This is a genomic window from Streptomyces sp. NBC_00557 (assembly GCF_036345995.1).
Taxonomy (GTDB): Bacteria; Actinomycetota; Actinomycetes; order Streptomycetales; family Streptomycetaceae; genus Streptomyces.
The window spans coordinates 8,263,732-8,286,811 of sequence record NZ_CP107796.1 but is presented as its reverse complement, the minus strand read 5'-3'; the positions used below and the strand labels follow the sequence as shown (position 1 = coordinate 8,286,811).

14 protein-coding genes and 3 pseudogenes are annotated in these 23,080 nt (G+C 67.8%); 8 read left to right on the top strand and 9 right to left on the bottom strand.

All coding sequences use genetic code 11. The features are described 5' to 3' along the window. Positions 1 to 17: 17 nt before the first annotated feature. Both OG956_RS36920 and OG956_RS36915 read right to left on the bottom strand, forming a co-directional pair. Positions 18 to 1,013, bottom strand: a complete 996-nt coding sequence (locus tag OG956_RS36920; protein ID WP_330342368.1) for a thiamine pyrophosphate-dependent dehydrogenase E1 component subunit alpha — start codon at positions 1,011 to 1,013, stop codon at positions 18 to 20. Positions 1,014 to 1,058: 45 nt separating this feature from the next. Beyond that, positions 1,059 to 2,099 (bottom strand): ATP-NAD kinase family protein, encoded by a 1,041-nt coding sequence (locus OG956_RS36915; RefSeq protein ID WP_330342367.1) that lies wholly within the window; start codon positions 2,097 to 2,099, stop codon positions 1,059 to 1,061. A 171-nt stretch (positions 2,100 to 2,270) separates the two neighbouring features. On the opposite strand from OG956_RS36915, the gene lipA reads away from it, so the two are divergent. Both lipA and lpdA read left to right on the top strand, forming a co-directional pair. Beyond that, complete coding sequence (lipA, locus tag OG956_RS36910; RefSeq protein WP_330342366.1) at positions 2,271 to 3,209, top strand: lipoyl synthase; 939 nt, start codon at positions 2,271 to 2,273, stop codon at positions 3,207 to 3,209. After that, entirely contained in the window at positions 3,206 to 4,573 is a 1,368-nt protein-coding gene (lpdA, locus tag OG956_RS36905; RefSeq protein ID WP_330342365.1) for a dihydrolipoyl dehydrogenase, read from the top strand. Before lipA ends, lpdA begins: the two co-directional genes overlap by 4 nt. Before the next feature lie 381 nt (positions 4,574 to 4,954). On the opposite strand, the gene OG956_RS36900 is transcribed toward lpdA, so the two are convergent. Then, positions 4,955 to 6,154: a transcriptional regulator gene (locus OG956_RS36900; protein WP_330342364.1), complete on the bottom strand. Its 1,200-nt coding sequence runs from the start codon at positions 6,152 to 6,154 to the stop codon at positions 4,955 to 4,957. A 373-nt stretch (positions 6,155 to 6,527) separates the two neighbouring features. Between OG956_RS36900 and OG956_RS36895 the strand changes: the two genes are divergently transcribed. After that, positions 6,528 to 6,914 (top strand): hypothetical protein, encoded by a 387-nt coding sequence (locus OG956_RS36895; protein WP_330342363.1) that lies wholly within the window; start codon positions 6,528 to 6,530, stop codon positions 6,912 to 6,914. A 176-nt stretch (positions 6,915 to 7,090) separates the two neighbouring features. Then, entirely contained in the window at positions 7,091 to 8,149 is a 1,059-nt protein-coding gene (locus tag OG956_RS36890) for a 2,3-butanediol dehydrogenase (protein WP_330342362.1), read from the top strand. Positions 8,150 to 9,600: 1,451 nt separating this feature from the next. On the opposite strand, the gene OG956_RS36885 is transcribed toward OG956_RS36890, so the two are convergent. After that, positions 9,601 to 10,560 carry a WD40 repeat domain-containing protein gene (locus OG956_RS36885; RefSeq protein ID WP_330342361.1) on the bottom strand — a complete coding sequence of 320 codons (960 nt, stop codon included), beginning with the start codon at positions 10,558 to 10,560 and terminating at the stop codon, positions 9,601 to 9,603. Between the two features lie 395 nt (positions 10,561 to 10,955). Between OG956_RS36885 and OG956_RS36880 the strand changes: the two genes are divergently transcribed. Beyond that, entirely contained in the window at positions 10,956 to 11,633 is a 678-nt protein-coding gene (locus tag OG956_RS36880; RefSeq protein ID WP_330342360.1) for an IS5 family transposase, read from the top strand. A gap of 459 nt (positions 11,634 to 12,092) precedes the next feature. Here OG956_RS36880 and OG956_RS36875 read toward each other — a convergent pair whose 3' ends face one another. After that, positions 12,093 to 12,653: a hypothetical protein gene (locus tag OG956_RS36875; RefSeq protein WP_330342359.1), complete on the bottom strand. Its 561-nt coding sequence runs from the start codon at positions 12,651 to 12,653 to the stop codon at positions 12,093 to 12,095. Positions 12,654 to 13,133: 480 nt separating this feature from the next. On the opposite strand from OG956_RS36875, the pseudogene OG956_RS36870 reads away from it, so the two are divergent. Both OG956_RS36870 and OG956_RS36865 read left to right on the top strand, forming a co-directional pair. Next, positions 13,134 to 13,615 (top strand): annotated as a pseudogene (locus OG956_RS36870) (sugar transferase); the annotation flags it as partial. A gap of 2,355 nt (positions 13,616 to 15,970) precedes the next feature. Continuing rightward, positions 15,971 to 16,902, top strand: a pseudogene (locus OG956_RS36865) (IS5 family transposase). Between the two features lie 15 nt (positions 16,903 to 16,917). On the opposite strand, the gene OG956_RS36860 reads toward OG956_RS36865, so the two are convergent. Next, on the bottom strand, positions 16,918 to 17,232 hold the full coding sequence (locus OG956_RS36860) for a hypothetical protein (RefSeq protein ID WP_330342358.1): 315 nt from the start codon (positions 17,230 to 17,232) through the stop codon (positions 16,918 to 16,920). Between the two features lie 452 nt (positions 17,233 to 17,684). Here OG956_RS36860 and OG956_RS36855 point away from each other — a divergent pair. Further along, a pseudogene (locus OG956_RS36855) lies at positions 17,685 to 18,780 on the top strand (IS630 family transposase). Between the two features lie 60 nt (positions 18,781 to 18,840). On the opposite strand, the gene OG956_RS36850 reads toward OG956_RS36855, so the two are convergent. From OG956_RS36850 to OG956_RS36840, 3 genes are all read right to left on the bottom strand, one after another. Then, positions 18,841 to 19,473, bottom strand: coding sequence for a DUF6368 family protein (locus OG956_RS36850; RefSeq protein WP_330342357.1), 633 nt, complete (start codon positions 19,471 to 19,473; stop codon positions 18,841 to 18,843). Between the two features lie 96 nt (positions 19,474 to 19,569). Beyond that, the gene (locus OG956_RS36845) at positions 19,570 to 19,965 is read right to left on the bottom strand and encodes a hypothetical protein (protein WP_330342356.1); all 396 of its coding nucleotides are present in this window, start codon (positions 19,963 to 19,965) and stop codon (positions 19,570 to 19,572) included. 944 nt (positions 19,966 to 20,909) lie between these two features. Beyond that, a complete protein-coding gene (locus tag OG956_RS36840) occupies positions 20,910 to 22,994 on the bottom strand; it encodes a HEAT repeat domain-containing protein (RefSeq protein WP_330342355.1) in 2,085 nt (694 codons plus the stop codon). Positions 22,995 to 23,080: the final 86 nt, after the last annotated feature.

Genomic DNA, 23,080 nt, shown 5'->3' with positions numbered 1-23,080 from the left:
CTCCTGGAAGTGTCGGGTCAGTAGGTGACGTAGACGTCGGTGGTGAGGTCGTCCGCGGTCGGCGTCGGGGCCTGCTTGGCCTCCGTCACCGCAACCTCGATGAGACCGGCCACTTCCCCGTCGATGCCGTCCAGTGCGGCCGCGTCGAGCTGACCGGAAGCAGTGACGCGCTCGCGGAACTGCTTGAGGCAGTCCAGTGACGCGCGCGCCCGCGCCACCTCGTCGGCGCGGTAGGTCTGCTGGTCCCCCTCGAAGTGCCCGTAGTACCGGGTGAACTTGACCTCGATCAGGGTGGGCCCTCCGCCTTCGCGGGCCCGCTCGATCGCCTCACCCGCGGCCTCGTACACCGCGAAGAAGTCGAAACCGTCCACGATCACACCCGGCATGCCGAACCCGGCGGCACGGTCGGCGATGTTGTCGCAGGCCACCGACCAGGCGGCCGCCGTGGCCTCCGCGTAGCCGTTGTTCTCCGCCACGAAGATCGCGGGCAGGTTCCACACGGAGGCGAGGTTGAGCGCTTCCAGGGTGGTCCCCTGATTGCTCGCCCCGTCACCGAAGAACGCCACGCCGACGCCACCGGTCCCCTGCTGCTTGGCGGCCAGAGCGGTGCCGCAGATCAGGGGCGGACCACCGCCGACGATGCCGTTCGCACCGAGCATGCCCTTGGACAGATCGGCGATGTGCATCGAGCCGCCCTTGCCCCGGCAGGACCCGGTGACGCGGCCGTAGATCTCGGCCATCATCTCCTTGACGTCCACGCCCTTGGCGATGCAGTGCCCGTGGCCGCGGTGCGTGCTGGCGATCGAGTCGCGCTCGTCGAGGTGGGCGCACACCGCGGTGGCCGAGGCTTCCTCGCCCGCGTACAGGTGCACGAACCCCGGAATCTCGCCGGTGGCGAACTCGACGTGCAGCCGCTCCTCGAACTCGCGGATGGTGCGCATGGTGCGATACGCCTCCAGCAGCGCCTTCTCGTCGAGCCCCGACGGGCCCTGGGCCGGTTGAGTGGGTGTCATCGTTGACGGTCCTTTCTTCTTGGGCTCTTGGCGGTCCGGTCGTCCTCAGACCGCGGTGCGATCGCTGCGGAGCAGGCCGGCTCGTGCCGCCTGGCTCATCACGGCGGTGACGTCGACGCAGAGTGGCCCGTCCTCCCTGAGCCGCACCGTGGCACCTGTCGTGCCTGCCAGCTCCAGTTCGCGCTCGCCGTCGAAGGCCACCACGCCGCGGGTGGTGCCGATCTCCACCTGCTCGCCGATGCGCAGGGGCCGGCAGGCGGCCACTCCGACGGGAAGCACCAGGCCCGGGGCGATCGGCGCGTTGACCACGGTGGGTGCTTGCTCCACCGGGCACAGACGCACCGCGACGCCCTCGGGTTTGTCCCGTGGACTGGGGCAGAGCAGGCCCGCGATGGAGGACAGGCCGGTCGCGTCCGGCTCGGCGAAGGTGCAGTACAACTCGGTGAGGGCGTCGGGATGCCACAGGGCGCGGGAGCCGACATAGGGCGCTGTGGACACCACGACGTCGACCAGTCCGAGCTCGGTCCGCTCCCTGGTGCGCACCTCGAGTGCGTGAGCCCGGCCGGCGGCGATGCCTCGGCCGACGGCGCCGGTGGCCACCAGTCCGGCCGCCAGGCCGGCGACTGTGGCCTCACGCATCTGCGGGAAGGCGTTGTTGGTACCGGTGGACAGGGGCAACAACGGGACGTCGTACCCGGGGCCGGCGAGCAGTGCGGCAGTGGCCACACGTGCGGTTCCGTCGCCGCCGAGGCAGATGATCACCTTCGCACCGGCCTCGATCATGCGGCGGACCGCGTTGGCCGTGTCCTGGGCGCTGCCGGTGATGGCATCGTCGTCGACGAAGCGGACTCGCGGCCATGGCGTCTTCTTCGCCGGCCGGTTCCCTACGGCCCTCAACACGGCCGTGGAGATCCCGCCGAGATCGACGGACACCAACACCGTCTCGACGCCGACCGCGCCCAGCGCCGTGAGTATGCGCTGCACCATGTTGGCCTTCTCAGTTGTCGGGAAAACCGAGGCGCCGGATACAAGCCGCCGGATGTCCCGGCCGGAGGCAGGGTTGGCCACAATGCCCACCGCAGTCATGCCGCAGGGCCCTTCCACGATCCGAAGTGTGACCGGCGTCGTCCGGCCACGGGGGTCATGGGACTGCGAAAACGGCTCAGCGGGACAGGGTTGCAGGAAATTGCACGCAGCGGTGAATGCAACCGGGTGCAACGCCTTGTGCGTCCGGCGTGATGATCGGACCTTGGGCCGATGACAAGTGTGCAACCGGACGGACGGCGGCTCCTGCGGTTGGAAGTCCGCAACAGCGCCGTCCCGATCGAGCGGAAACCTTCCTGGATCAGGACCCGCATACGGACAGGGCCGGAATTCGCCGAGCTGCAGGAACTCGTGCGCCGCGAGAGACTCCATACCGTGTGCGAAGAGGCGGCCTGTCCGAACATCTTCGAGTGCTGGGAAGACAGGGAGGCCACCTTCCTGATCGGCGGGGACCGGTGCACCCGCCGCTGCGACTTCTGCCAGATCGACACGGGGCGACCGGCCGAGCTGGATGCTGCGGAGCCGCGGCGCGTCGCCGAGTCGGTAGCCGCGATGAAGCTCCGGTACGCCACGGTCACCGGCGTGGCGCGGGACGACCTGCCTGACGGCGGTGCGTGGTTGTACGCGGAGACGGTGCGGCGAATCCATCAGCACAACCCGGGCACCGCGGTCGAGGTGCTGATCCCGGACTTCCATGGCGCATCGGATCTCCTCGACGAGGTGTTCGGCGCGTGTCCGGAGGTCCTGGCGCACAACGTGGAGACGGTGCCGAGGATCTTCCGGCGGATCCGTCCCGGTTTCGACTACCACCGCTCGCTCGGCGTGCTGGCCCGGGCGCGGGAGGCCGGCCTGGTGACCAAATCGAACCTGATCCTGGGACTCGGCGAAACCGGCGAAGAGGTCGTGGAGACGCTGCGCGACCTCCACGCGGCGGGATGCCGGCTGCTGACCATCACCCAGTACCTGCGGCCGTCGGTGCGGCACCACCCGGTCGCGCGGTGGGTGCCACCGGAGGAGTTCGACCAACTCCGCGACCGCGCTCGTGAGATCGGGTTCGCGGGAGTGATGGCCGGCCCGCTGGTGCGCTCCTCCTACCGGGCTGGACGGCTCTACCGGCAGGCGCAGGAAGCCAGACGAGGAGAAGCAAAGTGACCAGTGCCGACCTGGTGATTCTCGGTGGCGGATCAGGTGGCTATGCCGCGGCCTTCCGGGCGGCCGAGCTGGGCCGGTCCGTGATACTCATCGAGAAGGAGAAGCTCGGCGGGACCTGCCTGCACCGCGGCTGCATTCCCACCAAGGCGCTCCTGCACGCGGCGGAGGTCGCCGACACCGCGCGCACAGGGGAGCAGTTCGGTGTGCGGGCCGCCTTCGAAGGGATCGACCTCGCAAGAGTCCACGCATACAAGGACTCGGTCGTCTCCCGCCTCTACAAGGGCCTGCAGGGCTTGGCCGAGGCCCACCAGGTCACCGTCGTCGAGGGGCGTGGCACCTTCGTCGGCGGCACCACCGTCGACGTCGAGGGCACCCGCTACACCGGCCGGAACCTCGTCCTCGCCACCGGCTCCTCCTCCAAGGCGCTGCCCGGCCTCGAGCTGGGCGGAAGGATCATCACCAGCGAGGACGCGCTGCGGCTGGACTACATCCCCGAGAAGGTCGTCGTGCTCGGCGGCGGCGTCATCGGCGTCGAATTCGCCAGCGTCTGGGCGTCCTTCGGCGCCGAAGTGACCATCGTCGAGGCGTTGCCGCGCCTCCTGCCCGCCGAGGACGAATTCTGCTCCAGGCAACTGGAGCGTGCGCTGCGTCGCCGCAGGATTCGCTGCAGAACCGGGGAGAACTTCGCCGGCGCCCGACAGGACGAGCGCGGCGTGAGCATCGCACTGGAATCCGGTGACACGCTCGAATGTGACGTGTTGCTGGTGGCCGTGGGCCGCGGCCCGAACACCGCCGGCCACGGCTACGCGGAGTCCGGGCTGGAACTGGAGCGCGGATTCGTCGCCACCGACGAACACCTGCGCACCAACCTGCCGGACGTGTACGCCGTGGGTGACCTTGTGGCAGGCCCGCAACTGGCACACCGCGGCTTCGCGCAGGGCGTGTTCGTGGCCGAAGCGATCTCTGGGCTGAACCCGCCTCCCATCAATGAGGCCGGCATCCCGCGGGTGACGTTCTCCCATCCGGAGGTCGCCTCGGTGGGACTGACCGAGGCTGCCGCCAAGGAGAGGTACACAACCGGTGTCGCGACCCTCACCTACGACCTGGCGGGCAACGGCAAGAGCCAGATCCTCAAGACGTCGGGGGCGGTCAAGCTGGTCAAAGCGCCCGACGGACGCGTGGTCGGCCTGCACATGGTCGGCGATCGTGTCGGGGAGCTGATCGGCGAGGCCCAGCTGATCTACAACCTGGAACTCCTGCCCGAACAGATCGCGCCGCTCATCCACGCGCACCCGACCCAGTCCGAGGCGCTGGGCGAAGCTCACCTCGCACTTGCCGGAAAGCCGCTGCACGCACACAGCTGACCGGTGGTCCACTTCTGCCGAGGAGAGAGGGGCCGGACGTCTCGTCCGGCCCCCGCTGCTCTGGCGCCGCCCCCGTCGTGGCCACTTCGGCCGGCTCGTTCGGCCCCTCCGGGGAGACGGTGGCCTCGTGGTCGGCGCGGTCGCGTCCTCGCCGGTGAGCAGCGGGGAGCGGATCAGGAACCGCACACCACCGACTGGCCCGCGCAACGGTGTTGTGGCCCCGTGCATGCGCACGTCACCCGTCGTCGGCCGTGGGCGCGCTGCCCTGGGCTGGGTGAACGACGCGCTGCGACCGCGTCCACGACTGGACGAGTTCGGCGCCCGGCTCGGGCGCTCCTGTCACCGCCAAGGTCGGCCGGCCGTTTGCTTCCCGGCCTCGAGTCACGATGCCCCGGCGTCCTTGCTGACGGTCAGTCGGACACCATCGGCGAGGCGGTAGGGCCGGGTCGCCACAATCCCTCCGAGCTGGCGGCGGAGACGCGACACCTCGGCCCGCACCGAAACAAGGTGACCTGCATCGCCGAACAACTCCTGGCTGAGCGCTTCCGCGGACATGCCGACCGGACCCGCACGGTGCAGGAGCGCGAGTATTTCGGCATGCCGTTTCGTGATGAGCCGGCGCCATCCCGTGTCACCCGCGCGCACCTGCAGCAACGGATTGCTGGACAGGTCGAGTTCGAGCAACACCTCCCGCCCGCGGGTGAACGGCCGGACAAGCCAGCCGTTCGGCAGACGCTCGGGCAGGCATGCGCCGAAACCGGGCACAGCAACGGCCTGCCTGGCGGCTGGTGCGGCAATCCGCGCACCCACGGCGACGCCGGAGCTGTGTGCGACCCACCCATGATCGTCGACCACGAGCGCCGGACCCGAAGTGGCGGCCAGCAGCGGTTCGGCCGACTGCCGAAGCCGCTCAAGGCGCTCCTGGTGACACCGCCAGACCTGGGCCTCGATGAGACGGCGGCCGGTCTCGGCCAGCGCGCCGATCGCCGGATGCAGCGTGAGGGCAGGGCCGCTGATGTCGACGATGCCCAGCAGATCCCCGGTGCGGGGATCGTGCACCGGGCAGGCGGTGCAGTACCACGCGTGCTGGTCCTGCTCGAAGTGTTCACCGGAGAGCAGTTCCACCGGCGCGGCCTCGGCAAGCGCGGTGCCGATCGCATTGGTGCCCACCTGTGCCTCCGTCCAGACCGCGCCTTCGGTGAAACCGAGCGCGTCGGCACGGCGCCGCACCGATGACGCACCTGCTCGCCAGAGGATGACACCATCCGCGTCCGCGACCACCAGCAGCATGTGGGAGGCGTCAGGATTTGCCTCGAATATCTGTATGAATTCCTGGACGGCGCTCCGCATGGGGGAGCCGTACCGCCGGCGTGCGATCTCTTCTTCCGTCACGGAAACGCGCGGGTTCCCGCCCCGCACCGCCAGGCCCATCCGCAGCATGCGCGTCCAGGATCGGGAGACGAGGGGACGCGGCGCCAGTGGTGGGCGGCTGCCGCCGATGACAGCTTCATGCATCCGGACCAGGTCCCGGGCGTAATCGGGCAAGCTCCGGCCCGGAGGGATCGCACTGTGCACGCTCACGACCGCACCTCCCGCATCTTCGCGCCAGCCGGGAGAGCGTATCCGCAGCATGAACCGCGCGCTACCGTCGTGCAACAAACTCCATGCAATTCCGTGCAACCCTGTCGAACCTGTCCGGCCGGGTCGTGTAATCAGCGCGACTGCACGGTGATCCGCACCCCGCGAAGGCGATCCAAGAGGAATTTCGGTGCCCCTACAAGGAAGGTGCGGCCGTAGGGAACGGCAGCCGCGCACGGTCAGCAGCGAGGACTGGAACTCTCCTCACTCCCTCGAGTGGGCGTTCGCAGCGCGCCGGGCTCTTCCTCTCTCACTCACAGAAAGCTCGATGACTCCATGCCCGAGCCGACTTCCGCCGGACGAGCCGTGAGTTGGCATGGCCGTCTCGTTCTGGGCGTTGCTGTTCGTCATCCGGTCGGTCAACCTCGACTTCTTCGGATTCGACCGACTCCGCCGGCCGCTCAGAGAAGCAGTGATAACGGCGTCAACCGCGGTGTTCGCAGTCGGGGTCGCCTACGCGTTCGCAGTGGGTTTCGGGCATCTCAACGTCCGATTTCATGGCCTGCCCGGCAAGGTGTTATCGGCTACTTCGCCGCCGCCCTCCGGCATGAAACAACCGCTCATCGGCTTATGCGAGATCGCGTTCCTCATGCTGCCGACTGTCATCCTCTATGCCGTTCTGGGACTTCCGGCGGTTTCCCCCTACTCGATCATTCTACTACCGAATTTGCGGCCGGCACGCTGCTGCACGAACCGGTGGTAGCCGGAGACCTGCACGGCAATGCACACGGGTTCATGGGCTGGTTCGCTCTCGTAACCTGCTGTAGGCAGTCGGATTCGACTCCTACGGTCTGCCGAAACCTGTCGATGAAACGACTGCCAAGCCATTGCCCCCCCGCCATGCCGCTGCAGAATCAACCCGCCAGCAAGGAGCTGAAAATGAAGGCAGCACGCTTCTACGGTCCGGGCGATATCCGGATCGACGATGTCACGGAACCAGCGACACGGCCGGGCACCGTCAAGGTGGAGGTCGAATGGTGCGGCATCTGCGGCACCGACCTCCACGAGTACCTCGAAGGGCCCATCTTCGCGCCTGCCAAAGGTGCGCCGCACCCCCTCACGGGCGAGACCGTACCCGTCGCTCTCGGACACGAGTTCGCGGGAGTCGTCAGGGAGCTCGGTGACGGCGTCGACGACCTGCGCGTAGGCGACCGGGTCGCTGTCGAGCCCTACCTCGTGTGCGGCCGGTGCGACCCCTGTCTGCGCGGCATGTACAACGTCTGCCAGTCGCTCGGGTTCCTCGGCCTCTCCGGCGGAGGCGGCGGATTCTCGCAATTCGTCGTCGCCGAACGGAAATGGATCCATCCGCTCGGCGAACTCGGCACCGACGTGGGGGCGCTCATCGAGCCACTCGCGGTCGCCTACCACGCCGTACGGCTGTCCGGCGCCCGGCCCGGCGACACCGCCATCGTGTTCGGTGCAGGACCGATCGGCCTGGTGACCACGGCTGTTCTGCGCGCGGTCGGCACGGAGTCGATCATCGTCGTGGAACCGGCGGACGTACGCAAAGCCAAAGCAGTCGCGGCCGGCGCCGACCACATACTCGATCCCACCACTACGGACATCGCGACGGCGGTGTCAGAACTGACCAAGGGCCGCAACGCCGACGTGACCTTCGAATGCGCCGGCATCGACGCAGTACTCAAGTCGGCGATCCTTTCCACACGCGCGGGCGGCACCTGCGTGAACGTCGCCATCTGGGGACACGAGGCCAAGGTCGCACTGAACGATCTGGTGTTCCGCGAGGTCAAGGTGCTCGGCAGCCTCGCCTACGCCAACGACCACCCGGCGACCATCGCGATGGTCGCGAGCGGCCGGGTCGACCCGTACCAGTTCATCACCGGCCGAATCGGTCTCGACGACATCGTCACGAGCGGCTTCGACGAACTGGTGAACAACAAGGAGGAAAACGTCAAGATCCTCGTTCGCCCGCACTGAGAGCGAGGACCGCGACCGTCAGGCCGAGGCCCTCGACTGCGTATCGCCACAAGGAGTGTCGAGCGGCGAGTCGACCGCGACAACACCGCCGTGGTAGCTCAGGGGCGGCTCGACCTGTGGAACCGCACTTGAGTACATACGGCTGCCGAGTGCGCGAGCACCTCGCCCGCCAGGACGCCCGTGTCGGCGTCACCACGGGACCGACGGCCTGCTCATCCCCGGGCTGGTGAAGGTCCGGGACGTCCCAGCGGAACGTCACTTCGACGAGGATTTCCGCAGACCAAAGGCTGGGACGTCCCGCAATCACCCCAAATCCGCTCAGCCGCTCGGCTACGCGGACCGCGGCCTGCACCCTCGGTGATGCAAGCGGCGCCGGTCGCGCGCCGCCACACCATGGCAAGGAAGGTGAACCTTGAAGGCACGCAACAGCATCGCCGCCGCAGCCGCAATCGCCGCTCTCACGCTCGGGGGAGGAACTGCCGCTGCCCTCTCCAGCCCGGCACAGACGCATCAGCCACTCACGTCGGCCGCAGCCTCGGCAGCGGCAGGCAACGCACAGGGCGCGGCGCGGGCATCGCTCGGCGGAGCTTTGTCTCCGGCAGCTCCGAACACCAGCAGCGGGAGCAGGACGCCAGCCGGCAGCTGGCTCGGGAAGTGCTACCCGTACCACAAGGCCGGCACGAATTGGGCGGGTGGATGGTGCGACGGCAACGGTCCCAACTGGCAGTACTGGGGCTACGTCAACTGCTCCGGGAACACCCGTTACTTCGGTCCGCACCGCTGGGCGGGTGACCGGCGTGGCTCCTACGCCGCATGCCCGGCAGGCCGGTCCTACAAGTCCGGAGGTGTCTACTCCGGCTGGGTTCGGTAACCGCGCCGCCTGACAGCGGCACAACTGCGGTTCGTGCGTTCCGTCTCCGCGCGCTCCGCGGGGACGGAACGCACGATCACTCTTGCACGACGCGAAGCCCACCGCGCCCCCTCCTGGGTGAGAGCACACCACCCAGCTTCCCCGGCTATGGGCAGGCGATCCGGCAAGTGCATCGGCCACATCGGCGGGCGTGGAACCAGTATGAGAACACTGCATGTCCTTCGCCGAGATCACGCTGGCCACGAAGACCAAGAAAAAGGAATGCGGCGCGGCCGGCAAGGCCCAGCACCACAAGAAGAAGCACCCCGGAAGCACAAGAAGGCCGCCGCCAAGCAGTACGGCGTCGCGGAACACGATCACACAGGCAGATGGTGTCGGGGGCCGTTCGTGCAGCACCGGTGCACGACGGGTCCCGGCACTCCGTCGGGTCGGGCAGTGTCCAGGAAGCACCGGCCATGGGCGGTCGCGGGGCGCTTGACGCATACGGGCAGGGCCTCCTGAACAGCTCATGGGTGTCGAATCCATCCGAGCCATGCGATTCCCAGCGGGGACTGCTCCGGAGCCCACGACGACCTGAGATTCAGGACAGGGTTCGAATGTGGATGCCTCCGTCCTCGAGACCTGCGGCGAGGATGATGCTGCCGTTCGGATAGGCCAGAGCAGCGACGGAGATCCCGTGGATGGAGTCGTCCAGGAGGCGTCCGGTCGTGGCATGCCATTGGCATACGACGCCGCTCTCTGAGGAGACGAGGAGTCCGGGGTCGTCGGCGACTGCCACCGAAGTCGAGGAGCCGACCCTGTCTCCGGTCTCGGTGGGTTGCCCCAGGGGCTCGCCGGACACCGCGTTCCACCGGTACAGCACACCGTCGATATCTGCGCAGGTGAGCACTGGGATTCCTGCGCGAGGCACGAACAGGTCGATGTCCATTACTTCGCCACCCACCGCGAAGGTGCTCAAGCTTTCCCCGCTGCCTCCGTCCCACAGACGAACGGTTCCATCGTCGCCTGCCGAAGCGATCAGCAGGCCGCGTCCTGGCACGCGGTCGGCTTTCACACACTTCACACTGCTCCCGTGCCCGCTGAGTGGTGCCCCCAGAGCGGTGCCGGTGATGGCATCCCAGCGGTAAACCAGGTGGTCGTTTCCTGCCCCGATGAGCATGACGCGTCCATCTCCCATCGCACAGGAGTCGACGCTCCAGATGGTCCCACGGGTCAGGTCCGGCATGTCGGGGAGAGGTCTTCCGGTGCTCGCGTCCCGCCGTTGCACTCCGTTTTCTGTGGCTGCGGCGAGGATCTGCTTACCGTCGCCCAGGCTGAGCACGAGTCCGAAGCACCCGTAATAGAGTTCTCCGTCTCTTGTCTCCCACAGGACTTCCCCGGTGGTCACGTCCCAGCGGCGCAGTTGATAGTCGGGGTGCGCGGCTCCTGAGACGAGGAGGGTCTCATCCCCCGGCAACCCGGCAAGGAACAGCGGCCACACGATGCCCTCATGAGCTGACGCAATGGACATCTCTCGCTCATGGTGCTCAATTCGCGCCATTTCCCCTCCAGTTCAGCGACAGTGATTTATTGAAGATTGGATGCCATCATCGAACGGGAATCCCGATTGGGTGATCGTGGGGTGCTTGGGGCATGCGGGTGGGGCCTCCTGAACAGCTCGTTGGTGTCGAATCACCGAGCAACATCAGGAGGCCCCGGTGCCGCAGTGTTCCGTGTCGATGGCCGGGCAGTCCAGTTCGGTCGCCCCGGAGTGTGACTGTCTGGCTCACCGGTTCGGAAACGCTGCGGACAACGGGTTCCGGCAGCCGCGCTACCCGACGGACCTGACGGACGGGGAATGGGCCGTGGTCCGGCCGCTGCTGCCGGTGCCGGGCTGGCTGCGCGGCCCGGGGCGGCCGGCCGGAGGCGTACTGCCACCGCGCGATGCTGGATGCGATGCACTACCTGGTGGACAATGGCATCAAGTGGCGGGCGATGCCAGCCGACTTCCCGCCGTGGGAAAGGGTGTATGCGTTCTTCCGCCGCTGGCGCGACCACGTGCTGGTCAGGGAGTTCCACGACCGGCTGCGCAGCCAGGTCCGCAAGAGGCTGGGCCGGGATGCCGAGTCGGCAGCCGGGGTGATCGACTCGCAGTCGGTCAAGGCGGATGCCGTCGTCGGGTCGGACAGCCGCGGCTTCGACGGCGGAAAGCTGATCAACGGGCGCAAGCGGCATGCCGTGGTCGACACGCTCGGCCTGCTGCTGGGGCTGATGGTCACCGCGGCGGACACCGGCGACCGAGCCGCCGCTCAAGTCCTGCTGCGACGGGCGGCCGACGCGCACCACCGGCTGGCCCTGGTCTGCGCCGACGGCGGTTACACCGGCGGCATCGTCGAGTACTGCCACGCCGCTCTCGCGCTGGTGTTGGCGATCGTCAAGCGCAGCGACGACATGCGCGGTTTCGTGGTGCTGCCCAAGCGGTGGATCGTCGAGCGTTCCTTCGCCCACCTGATAGGCACACGCCAGGCACGCGACTTCGAGCGCCGCACCCCCAGCGCCGAAGCGATGGTCTACTGGTCGATTACGATGCTCATGACCCGCCGCCTCGCCCGGCTACGCCTTGCGCGAGCGTGAACCGGCCCGGTGCGGGCTCGGCAAGCCAGCCGCGGGCCACCAGGCAAGTCCCTCGTGCCACACCGGCACCTGCGACTTCGGCTTCGCCGCCCCCGGCACTGACGACGTCTTCCCGACCTGCCCTTCGGCAGCCGACGCTGTCCGGACGGCCGGGGACTGTCCTGCCCGGTCTCGTCCACGGGGGCCAGCACCTCGCCGACCCGCGAGCGGACGATGGCCCACTCCTTCCATTCCTTCTCGGCCACGGCCAACTCCGCCTGGATACGGTCGGCTTCCTCCCGCAACCCGTCCATCCGACGGCGAGCGGCGAGCTCGCGCTGTTCCAGCAGCCCCACGACCGACGGCATCAACGACCTCCACAGGAGCGACCAAGCGTCAGCCCCAGCACTCCCGCGAGATCGCCGACCCTATGCCTGACCAGCGGAAACGCAATCCTCAAGTCCGGAAAGACAACAGCTTCTAAGGCATGATCGACGTGTTGTCGGTGCTGCCGCCGTTGTCGGTACTCATACCGTTGTCGGTGGTCGCGCCGTTGTCGGTGCTGCCGCCGTTGTCGGCGGTCGCGCCATTGTCGGTGCTGCCGCCGTTGTCGGTGCTGTCGCCGTTGTCGGCGGTCGCGCCATTGTCGGTGCTGCCACCGTTGTCGGTGGTCGCGCCATTGTCGGTGGGTGGACACATGTTGGACGGCTTAAGCAGAGGTGCGGACTGGCCGCCACCCCCAGTGTTCATATTGCCGCAGTTATTACCGGGCGTATTGTTGGTCTGATTGTTGTTCGGTGTGTTGCTGTTGTTCGGCGTGTTGCTGTTGTTCGGTGTATTGCTATTGTTCGGTGTGTTGCCGTTGTTGTTGCTCTCGTTGCTGTTGCTGTTTGGCGGTACGGCAGGAACTTCCGACGGCAGCGTTTGCTCCTCCTTCGGGATGGGGTTCGATCCGTGCCGTATCCGGGAGAGGAACCCCCAGCTCTCACAGTTCTTCTTCCAGCCGGCCGAGTATCCAGCACGGTAGAGCTTCAGGTACACGTCAGCGCTGGCCGTATCACCCGTTATGCTCTCAACAGATCCTGTCGGCTTGGCCAGTTCCTTGTTACAGGTGGAGCCTGCTGCGAAAACATCCTTATTAAGCTTGGTCGTCGCTACTGCCCTGGGAGGGAGCTGTTGTTGTTGCACTTGTCAGGGCCGGATCGGTATGCGCTACGGCTGCGCTGGCACTGCCGAAGATCGTGCCAGTGGCGATCACGGCTGCTGCGGTAACTCCGCTTGCTCGCCGAATGCATTGGCGCTTATCGCCTTTGGTGAACATCTCAACGTCCTCGTTGACAATCCAAGAATTCCGTGAATCACGCTACGCGTCTCGTGGACCAAAAGACATGGGCCGCATGACCTAACACGATTGAATCGGCAACATCACGGGGGACGCAGACGTTAGTTAAGGTGTCTAAGTCCATCCTCGCGGGACTCCCTAAAGAGGGTTGCACAAGGCCCTGAGCTGGGCATCTCCCTGGACCGGCACTCTTCAGACAGCAGCGAGTGGGCCGCTACGGCGACCACTTCACCATGCTCAAGTTCCGCACCATGCACCGGGACTCCGAAGCGGCCCGGGCGAATCTTGCGCATTTCAACGAGAACAACAACGGCCTGCTCGTCAAGGCGCGCGAGGACCCACGGATCTCCCGGTTCGGCTCCTTCCTGCGCCGCAGCGCGCTCGACGAACTGCCGCAGCCCCTCAACGTCATCCGGGGCCACATGTCCCTCGTCGGCCCACGGCCGCCGCTGCCCGAAGAGGTGGAGGCTACCCGCCGGACATCAGGCGTCGGCTGCTCGTGAAGCCCGGCCTCACCGGCCTGTGGCAGGTCAGCGGTCGTTCCCCGCCCTGGGACGAGGCGGTCCAGCTCGACCTCTATAAGGTAGACAACTGGTCGATGGGCCTGGACCTGTCGATCCTGCTGCGGACCGGGGCGGCGGTTCTCCGTGGGGGCTACTGACCCCTGTGCGCCGCTGTCCCGGATGACCGGCACCAGTCCTCCTCTGCATGGCAGTCAGCAAGGCCCCGGGAAGCACCACCGGAATGCCTTCTCCGGTGAATACGCGGCTAAGTTGGCGTGGGATGCAGATCTGCACCAGTAAAGTCCAGGTCAGAGACCTAAGTAAGCATGAGCGCTCCCTCTCTTCTAAGCACCTGGCCAGCAGCGGGAAGCGGATGCTCGTCGGAGCGACAGGAATCCTGTCCGAACAACCAAGCGCGCCCTCCCGGGCCGCCCTCGGGCCGTGAAAGGGCGCTCAATGGTGACCAACGTCGACAGGTGCCGACGGCTCGGCAGCAGGTCAGGGTGTTGATCGATTCGGCGGCAGCGGGTCGCGGCCATCCGTGATCAGTTGTGGCTGAACTGGGCCCCGACGAGGGTGCAGGGCTGCAGGAGAAGTGCCAGTTACGGCATGCTCGGGACATGGATCAGGAGGGGATCGGCGCCGTCGCGGCTGCCGCCGTGGCAGCGCTCGGAGTCCCAGCCGCTGTCCTGGTCGGCCGTTGGCAGATGCGCGCCGCGCTGCGAGCAGCTGAGGAGACTGGCCGGGCCGGCATCGCTCAGGCGGAGTCGACTTAGAGCTGCCCTGGATGCTGTTCGGACCGAGACAGACGCGGCTCACCTGCAATGGCGACGCAGCATTCGACGCGACGCGTACGCCGGGTTCCTTCTGGCGATGACACGTTGTGTACAGGGCGCCGAGGCGCCACCGCGGGAAACGGCTAGAGACGTCTCAAAACCTCAGTGCCGCAGAGAACGAACTGCCTCGGGCGAAAAATGGCCTGAGCACAGCGCTCTGGGTGGTGAAGCTCGAAGGACCCCCGGTTGTCGCTGACAGTGCTCGCTTGCCCTCGAACTCACGGAGGCACTGGCTCGGAAGGCTGAGTACCTCCGTGCGGCCAGCACTCTCAATCACCTCAGCATGTCTAATCCCATAGCTGCGGAACTGGATGCCGCGTTGATGGGATTGGCCGTGGTAGTAAGCGAGACAGGGTGCAACGCGCAGCCCGGGTCGCGACAGATGCCGCCTCCAGAAGTGACGGAGGCCGTCGAGCGCGCAAGGGAACTGCATAGCCAGCTGTCGGATGACACAGGTATCCGTGAATGGGTGGCACTGCTCAGCGAAGCACTCAGCTACTTCGCGGAGTCGGGGGCGCTCGATCGGCAGCTCTCGTCGGCTGTAGAGCGGCTCCTCCCTGCTTGCAGACAGGCGCTGGATGCCGAATCCGGTACCGATGATCTCTCCCGGGCGTCAGGTCTCTGACATCCATGGCACCCCCGGTTACGAATCTCTGGCTCCCCCTACCGCCGCAGCCCAGGAAGACCGCCAGGCAACGCATGCACACTGCTGAACGCTCCCCGTAGGGATTGCGCTCCGCAGGCCGAACTTTCTCGGCCGCCTGCCGCAGAGGAGGAAGCTCTGGCGGATCGTCAGGGCGAACAGGTAGCACCGGCGTACCGCCCACCAGGCACGCCCTCGTCTCGCCAGGCACCTGGTGCGAGTACAGCAAGCCAGTGCGAGTGTTCGCCCTGGTTCTCGCCTCGCACTCCGGGCACTCGTATGGCAGTGCATCCGGATTACGCACACCTCTCCCCCTCTCCCCTCGCCGTCAGCACAACGGCACCCCATCAGGCGTGCCCCCTACCATGGCCAAGCCCTCCGCCGTAAACAGACGCTTCGCCACGGATACGACGGCCCGGAACGGGACTTACGGCAGGACCAACCCACATGGACCCACCTGTCGTTGCCACGTTCATAACCACCCCAACCGCGCCCACTCGCCGTCGGCAGGGTGTACGACGCCGGACGCGTGCGAGGCCGCGCAAGCGTGGACGCCGTCCGCAGATAGCGGGTAGGCAGCTGACTTGCCCTCGCTCCGAGTGTGGCGCTCACGAGCTGCTGCCGCTGGTGAGCCCTCCACCGGTCGACAAAACTTCCATCCCAACCGGAGAGGTCATCGGACGTGAACACCGAGCTAATTACCAGCGCTTACGGGACTTGGTAGCGCTGCCATCGGCGCTGGCGCAGCCATCATCGCGGCGCGCATTCAGGGGCGCCCCGCTCATCGTGCAGCCGAAGCTGCCCAGGAACAGGCAGCAGCAGCCCGCCGCGCGGCAGAGGCCGCCCAGCAACAGGCCGTGTCCGCCTATCGCGCCACGCTGGACACCGCACACGCACAAATAGCAGCTAGCGCACGGCAGGAGGCCAACACCGCTCGCAGGCCTGTCTACTCCACCTTTCTGCGGGCCGCAGAGCAACTAGGAGCTGTCCGGGCGATCATGTGACCGCCCCGTGCCTGGGTCGTTGCTGTGGGCATGGGGCGGGGCGATCTGACTGATGCCGAGTGGGAACGGTTGCGGCCGTTCCTGCCGGTGAGCAATGGACGTTGTGGCCGATGGCGGGATCATCGACAGGTGATCGATGGGATTCTGTACCGGGTGCGGATCGGAGTGCAGTGGCGGGATCTTCCCGACCGGTTCGGCCCTTGGAAGACCGTCTATGAACGCCACCGGCTGTGGTCGGCCGACGGGACGTGGGAGCGTCTGCTGCAGCAGGTCCAGGCCGCTGCCGACGTCGCGGGCGAGGTTGACTGGGACATCTCGGTGGACTCCACCATCGTGCGGGCCCATCAGCACGCGGCCGGTGCCCGGACGGAACCGCCGCCGGCGCCCGCGTCAAAGGGGGCCGAAGGGGCAGAACACCAGGGCGAAACACCGTGGCAGAGCCTGCTCGCCCGGCTGGTGGAGGTGGTGCAGGAGGTGAAGGCCTGGGTCGCTCGCGGGGCGGGTTCACCAGCAAACTCCACCTGAGCGCCGACGGCCGTTGCCGCCCGCTGTCCCTGGTCATCACCGGCGGACAGCGGGCGGACTGCACCCAGTTTCAGACGGTGCTGGCGAAGATCCGCGTTCCGCGGGTCGGTCCGGGCCGGCCACGCACGAAGCCCGACAGCATCGCGGCCGACAAGGGATACAGCAACGGTCCGTGCCGCGAGTACCTGCGGCGCCGGGGCATCCGGCACGACATCCCGGAGAAGGCCGATAGCCAGGCCGCCCGCCTGCGCAAAGGCTCACGCGGCGGACGGCCACCCGGCTGCGACGAAGAGCGGTACAAGAAGCGCAACACCGTCGAACGAGCGATCAACAGGCTGAAACAGTCCCGGGCCGTAGCCACGCGCTACGACAAGCGCGGCTACGTCTTCCTCGGCACCGCCACAGCAGCTGCCCTTGTCATCTGGCTCCGAACATGACCGCTCGGACAGGATTTACGGTCTGCCGCCGCCCTTCCGGTTACCACCGGCGAGCTGACCCACCATCATGATGATGAAGCCGGCAACGAGAATCGCGGCGCCGATCAGCGTTCCCGACGGCCGAGCGCCGGAATCGCTGATCATCAACCCGAAAACCAGCTGCCAGCACAGCGCAAAGGCCACCACCAGCTGACCCCAGCCATAGATCCGCGGGGCGCGAACATGGCGCCGGTTCATGGGAAGCACCCAGCCGCGGGCAACCGCCGCAACGCCAGAGGCGGCGATGAGCAGCGCCAACAGGACAAGAGGCACGGCGAGGTACAGCTTCACGGTTTCTCCCCTGCGTACCGGGCCCCCGCCCGACGACAGCGTGATCATGACACCCGCTGCATCGCACGTCCATAACTGCGCAGGCCCGGTGATCGGCCGGACAAGTCCTAGTCGACGCTACGTTTGACTATGTGATCAACCCTAACGCCGGCGGCATGCACGAAGCGGCCTTAAACGAGGCCCGAGCGGCGTACACGGGACTACGCGTGGAGGGACCTCCGCACGTCGCCGCCCTGGGCCGCGACTGTATCGACGCAGTGATAGCGGCGCGAAGGCGAGGGGACGAACTCGGCACAACGTTCGAAGTCCTCAACAGGGTTGCCGCCCTGAGCGCCACCCCGGAAACCCCCTCCCTGGGCTTCAAGCTAGTGCTGTGACCGCATAGGTTCGCCGGGGCGGCGGTCGTACCGGTTGGATGTGCGGTGACATCCGATCCGACCGCTGGAGGCGCGGTGGCCGAGCCTGTCCGTGTGCGCAGACTGACCGACCAGGAGGGGCACAAGCTGCAGCAGATCGTGCGCCGGGGCAGCACCAGTTAGGTGCGCTACCGGCGGGCGCTGATGCTGCTGGCCTCGGCCGGCGGGAACCGGGTGCCGATGATCGCCCAGCTGGTTTAGGCCGACGAGGACACCGTCCGGGATGTGATCCACGCGTTCAATGAGAAGGGCCTGGCCTGCCTGGACCCACGGTGGGCGGGAGGCCGTCCCCGCCGACTCAGTGATCACGACGAAGACTTCGTCATCGCGACGGCCACTACCCGCCCGGTCAAGCTCGGCCAGCCGTTCACCCGCTGGTCGCTGCGCAAGCTGGTCGCCTACCTGCGGAAAGTGCACGGCCGGGTGATCCGCAACGGCCGTGGGGCATTACGGTCCCTGCTCGCCCACCGCGGCGTCGCCTTCCGGCGCACCAAGACCTGGAAGGAGTCTCCGGACCCCGATCGTGAGGCGAAGCTGGACCGGATCGAGCACGTTATGGACCGCTTCCCGGACCGGGTCTTCGCCTTCGACGAGTTCGGTCCGCTGGGGATCCGGCCCACGGAAGCACCCCGACCGGGTGCCGGCCACCTACCACCGCACCCACGGGGTCCGGTACTTCCACGGCCGCTACTCGGTGGGCGACGATCGCCTGTGGGGCGTGAACCGGCGAAAGAAGGGAGCCGTGAACACGCTGGCCGCGCTGAAATCGATTCGCGCCGCCCGCCCAGACGGCGCACCGATCTACGTGATCCTGGACAACCTGTCCGCGCACAAGGGCGCCGACATCCGCCGCTGGGCGAAGAAGAACAAGGTCGAGTTGTGCTTCACCCCGACCTACGCCTCGTGGGCGAACCCGATCGAAGCGCACTTCGGACCCCTGAGGCAGTTCACCATCGCCAACTCGAACCACCCCAACCACACCGTGCAGACCCGGGCCTTGCACGCCTACCTCCGCTGGCGCAACGTCAACGCCCGCCACCGCGACGTACTGGCCGCCGAACGCAAGGAACGCGCCTGTGTCCGCAGCGAGAAAGGTATCCGCTGGGGCGGCCGACCCGCTCTCGCCGCATGATCAGGCAACCTGGCGAACGTTCCAGGTCACAGCATGACCTCCGCCGGGAATCTGTCTCGGCTACTTGACCAGCCGGAAGGCGGGGTGCCCAACCCAGGCCCGCAGGAACTCCGCCGTTCCCAGCGCCATCCAGTCGTCGTCCGCGATCCCCAACACCCCCGGAAGGCCAGCGACGACCGACGCCTCGCCGTCCAGCAGTTCGGCTTTGGCCACGCCTCCGATGACGTCCATGACAGCGGCGGTCAGCAGAGCCGTGGTGACGTGGTCGATCTCGCGATTGCAGCAGGCGCTGACATTGACGGCATGGGTCGGTCTGAAGCCGAGGATGGCCTCCACCTCGGGCTCGTCCGCGTGCTCAGCCTCGAAGGTGCTCTCGTCGCCGACACCCGGCCCCATCAAGTAGACCAGGAAGGGCCGACGCCAGTCCTCGCGCTGCGGATTGAATCCCACCAGGGCTGTGAGCTCCTCGTCCGCGATGGTGTTGCCGAGGAGTGGAAGCGGGAACGGCTTTCGCCAGTCCTTCTCTCGCCTGTCCTCGACGCCCAGTCGCTCTGCGGGCACGTTGACGTCGAAGAACCCGGGCCGCTTCTCGGCGAAGTGGGAGGAAAGCCCCACCATCAACGCGCGGAACTCCCGCAGCGCAGCCGCGGAGAGCGGCTCCGCCAACTCGATCACCAACGTCGGACCAGACATGGTGGGGAGCCTAATTTGATCGGCTCCGCGACCGCTCAAATTCTTCCCACACCGAGTCCAGCCGGTCCGAGCACCGACGCCGCCAACCCGGCGAACCTATGCGGTCAGAGCACTAGCCGCCTCGTGCAGCCTGATCGCTTCCACTGTCGGCCTGCTGCCCGAAGACTGGCAAACTCGGGCGTTCCTGCTGCCCCCTTTCCCAACGGCGAAGATCGTGTCAGACAGGCATTGCAGGATCTCGACGCTCCCGCCGATGCCAGGCAGTACGACAGCGTCTTGCGGCTCCTCTACACCGAGGGCAGAAATCTCGACGCCCAGCTTCGGGAAGCAGCGCAAGGCGGCCATATCTCCTACGAGAACGACGCGTATCGCCTCTACTGGTCCCTTATCAACCGACAGACCGCAGATTCCGGAGAGTTTGCGCAGCAGATCGTTCACCAAGCCCGCGTCGCGCTCCGCGCGGTCGGGGATGCGTGCAGCGCCGTCCTCCACGGCGAACAGACTGGACCAACGCAACCACAGACGAGGGCGACAGGTCGCACATCTGACGACGAAGTCCCGGCAAGGCCGACGCACAGCAGCAGGGGCGTCGGCGTTCACGGCAAGTTCTGACGGCAACGTCACCGTACAAGAGCAGTCATAAGCGCGCCTGACGGCACTCACCGCGTGCAGTCATGGGCGTGTCGCCCAGTCAGTTCGCCAGTTTGGCTGAACTCCTAAAGCGGGTGCCGCAGGTCCGAATCCTGCCGGGGCACGGCGAGAAGGGCCAGCTCAGGAGGGATTTTCCCCCAGACTGGCCCTTCGGCGTTTCAGGGGTCGTGCCACACACGTGCCGCAGACGTGCCACTACGGGCCCGCAGGGTCCTTCTCGGACGTGTGGGCAGCTACTCCCCCATCAACCCGAATCATGGCACCAAGCCGGTCGGCGATGACCCGGTCACGATCCGCCGGCCCGCTGCCCCACTCATTGCCGCTCCAGGTCGTGCAGAGCCCGCAGCACACCGAGCCAGTCCTTTCTGCCCCGCCTGCTCCCCCCTCCGCGTTGCCGAGGCCGGTGAGCCGACAGTAGAAGCCCGAACCCGGTGAGCGCACGCAAACGCCGGAAAGAGCACCGGCTCTCGCCCGGCTCACCGACTGGGTACTGCGCCGGCCCGGCGCCCCAGGAACTGTGCCCGCTCGGACGGCACCTCTTATGTCCGCAGACACTGAAGAACCCGGTTCTCCCGCCCCATGGCAACCTCTACCAGCTGCAAACCCCGTCGACCTCGTACTGCCCGACAACCCGGACACCACCACCGCAAACCGGCACGGCCCCCTGCCCGAGATCCGGTGCACGTGTACGCGGCGAACGGCTTTGGCCGCCACGTCCATACGGCAGCATGCTTTCCGGGCGGGCGGGGGCGGCGATCGATTGCTCGTCCGCCCCGGCCTCGGGATCAGATGGCGGTCAGAATGGCGCGCAGCCGCTCGTCCTCGCGGATGATGCTGTTCGCGACGCCTGAGCCGACGATGCGTCGGTCCCCGTCAGCGAGTTCGGCGACGCGCCGGCGCTGCTGGGTGCTCAGGGCGGTGGCACCGAGGGCTTGGAGGGCCTCACAGGCGCCGATGACGTCCGCTCCGGTTTCGGCGGCGTGGAGAACGGCCTCGGCGAGGCGGCCGAGGTCGACGACGTCGGGGTCGGTGATGGCGAGCAGGGCCAGGGCAGCGGCGGGGGCCTTCTCGGGGTCGGCGAGCAGTGGTTCCAGTCGAGGGATCAGGGGCCGGGCGGACGCGCCGAGGAGGGCGGTGGCGCGGAGGGCGCGGACGACGGTCCACCGGTACCAGGGGTGGCTGCTGGCGGTGCGGTCCAGGACCGAGGCAAGGATCGTGACGGCTTCGTCGGCGGCGCCGTCGATCTGCCACAGGGCGGTGGCGATCGCGATGTCGCCGTCCAGTTGGGGGGTGGTCGGCTCGGGGTCCTTGCTGACGGCTGCCCGCAGGGCGGGGAGCAGTCCGGCGGCCGTCGCGCCCAGGGCGGCGGCGGCCTGGGCGGCCTCGGTCACTTCGCGCGGGCCGGCGCTGAGCGCCGTGGCGACGGCGTCGAGCAGGACGTCGGTCTCACCGGTGAGCTCATAGTGGGTCCGCGCCACCATCAGCGACCCGGCGGCGGCCCGCAGCACGGCACCGGCCTGCTCGCGCACGGCCCGCGGGCCGGCCGCTGCCACGGCGGTGATGGCGGTGGCCGCGTACGGGAAGCGGGGCAGCACGGTGTACAGCTCGGGCAGGGCGGCAGCGGCCTGCGGGCCCCACTGGCGCAGGAGATGGACCAGGTCGGCGGTCTCGTTGTTGCCGAGCCCCTCTGCGGCCAGGCGTACGCGGACGGCGGCGAGCAGGGCCGGGTGGAAGGGGAAGGGTGGCGCGTGGAAGTCGCTTGCGGCGTCGAGCGCCCGGGGACGCCGGTCGAGGTGCCGGGCCAGCAGCGGGGCGGCCTGCCGGGGCGCGACCCGGACGAGCACGGCCAATGCCTGGTCAGCCGCCTTGTCGTCGGGTTGGGCGGCGAGGTCGGCGAGGAAGGGCGCGGCCTCGGCGGCAGCCGGCCCGAGCTTGCCGAGCAGGGTCGACGCCGGTTGCTCGGCGACGAGGGGGACGATGGCGGGGACGAGTCGCCGGGGAGCGCTGCGGGAGAGGTAGCAGGCGTGGTCGGCCGCGGAGAGCGCCTCGGTCCGCACCTCGGGGCGGCCATCGCGCAGGGCGGTGTCCAGCAGCGCGAAGGCGGCTTCGCGGTCTGCCTCGGTCTCGCGGCGCAGCAGGCTGTCGACGATCGTGTGCAGCGGCTCGCGGTGGTGCATGCTGTACCGGTCGACGGTGAATCCACGAGCGGGCAGCAGGCCCAGCGCCGCACCGTGGTGGGCATCTGTCCACGGCTCCCCGGCGTCCAGGGTGACGAGGAGCGCGGCCAGCCGCAGTGGCGCGGGCGTGTCCGCGCCGAGCAGTGCGCGGGCCTCGACGGCGGCGCCTGAGATGTCCACCCGGCCGAGGGCGATGAGCAGTTCGGCACGAACCCCGGGGTCTGCCTCGGCCGTCCACCGGCTCAGCAGGGCGGCCGGGGCGGCCTCCGTGTCCCGGGTGTGACCGAGCGTCCAGGCGGTGAGGAGGCGGACGTTGACGTCTTCATGGGCCAGCAGCGTTGTCAGCAGCGGGATCTGGGTGGCGACGGCGGCCCGGACGGCGCCCGGTGCGATCTGCCATTCGTCATCGCTCTCGGCCAGCCCGCCGAGCAGGCCCAGGACTTCGGTCGTCCCGGGCCGGCCAGCAGCGGCGATCCGGGCGAGGTACGGGACGGCGTCCACGCTGGCGGAATACACCGTGCCCTGGTGGAGGATGCACGAGTACAGCTCGGAGATCACCTCCTCCTGGGCATCCTCGCCGCCCTCGGCGAGGGCGCGCAGCAGGTGGGGCAGGTCCTCGGCAGGGCCGTAGGCATGCGAGACCAAGGCCCAGGGGTGGGTGTCGAGGCCGGCGAGGGCGTCAGCGAGATCCATGGGCGTGATCTTCGCAGGCCGCTCCGACAGAACGGTCAGGGGCCTGCGGAAACCTGCGCCGGCGCGCCTGATACGTCCCCTTCGAC

Bases quoted from the DNA above. Each gene is read 5' to 3' on its own strand.
- OG956_RS36920 (WP_330342368.1), bottom strand. From the start codon at position 1,013: ATGACACCCACTCAACCGGCCCAGGGCCCGTCGGGGCTCGACGAGAAG.
- OG956_RS36915 (WP_330342367.1), bottom strand. From the start codon at position 2,099: ATGACTGCGGTGGGCATTGTGGCCAACCCTGCCTCCGGCCGGGACATC.
- lipA (WP_330342366.1), top strand. From the start codon at position 2,271: ATGACAAGTGTGCAACCGGACGGACGGCGGCTCCTGCGGTTGGAAGTC.
- OG956_RS36895 (WP_330342363.1), top strand. From the start codon at position 6,528: ATGGCCGTCTCGTTCTGGGCGTTGCTGTTCGTCATCCGGTCGGTCAAC.
- OG956_RS36890 (WP_330342362.1), top strand. From the start codon at position 7,091: ATGAAGGCAGCACGCTTCTACGGTCCGGGCGATATCCGGATCGACGAT.
- OG956_RS36885 (WP_330342361.1), bottom strand. From the start codon at position 10,560: ATGGCGCGAATTGAGCACCATGAGCGAGAGATGTCCATTGCGTCAGCT.
- OG956_RS36880 (WP_330342360.1), top strand. From the start codon at position 10,956: ATGCACTACCTGGTGGACAATGGCATCAAGTGGCGGGCGATGCCAGCC.
- OG956_RS36850 (WP_330342357.1), bottom strand. From the start codon at position 19,473: ATGTCTGGTCCGACGTTGGTGATCGAGTTGGCGGAGCCGCTCTCCGCG.
- OG956_RS36840 (WP_330342355.1), bottom strand. From the start codon at position 22,994: ATGGATCTCGCTGACGCCCTCGCCGGCCTCGACACCCACCCCTGGGCC.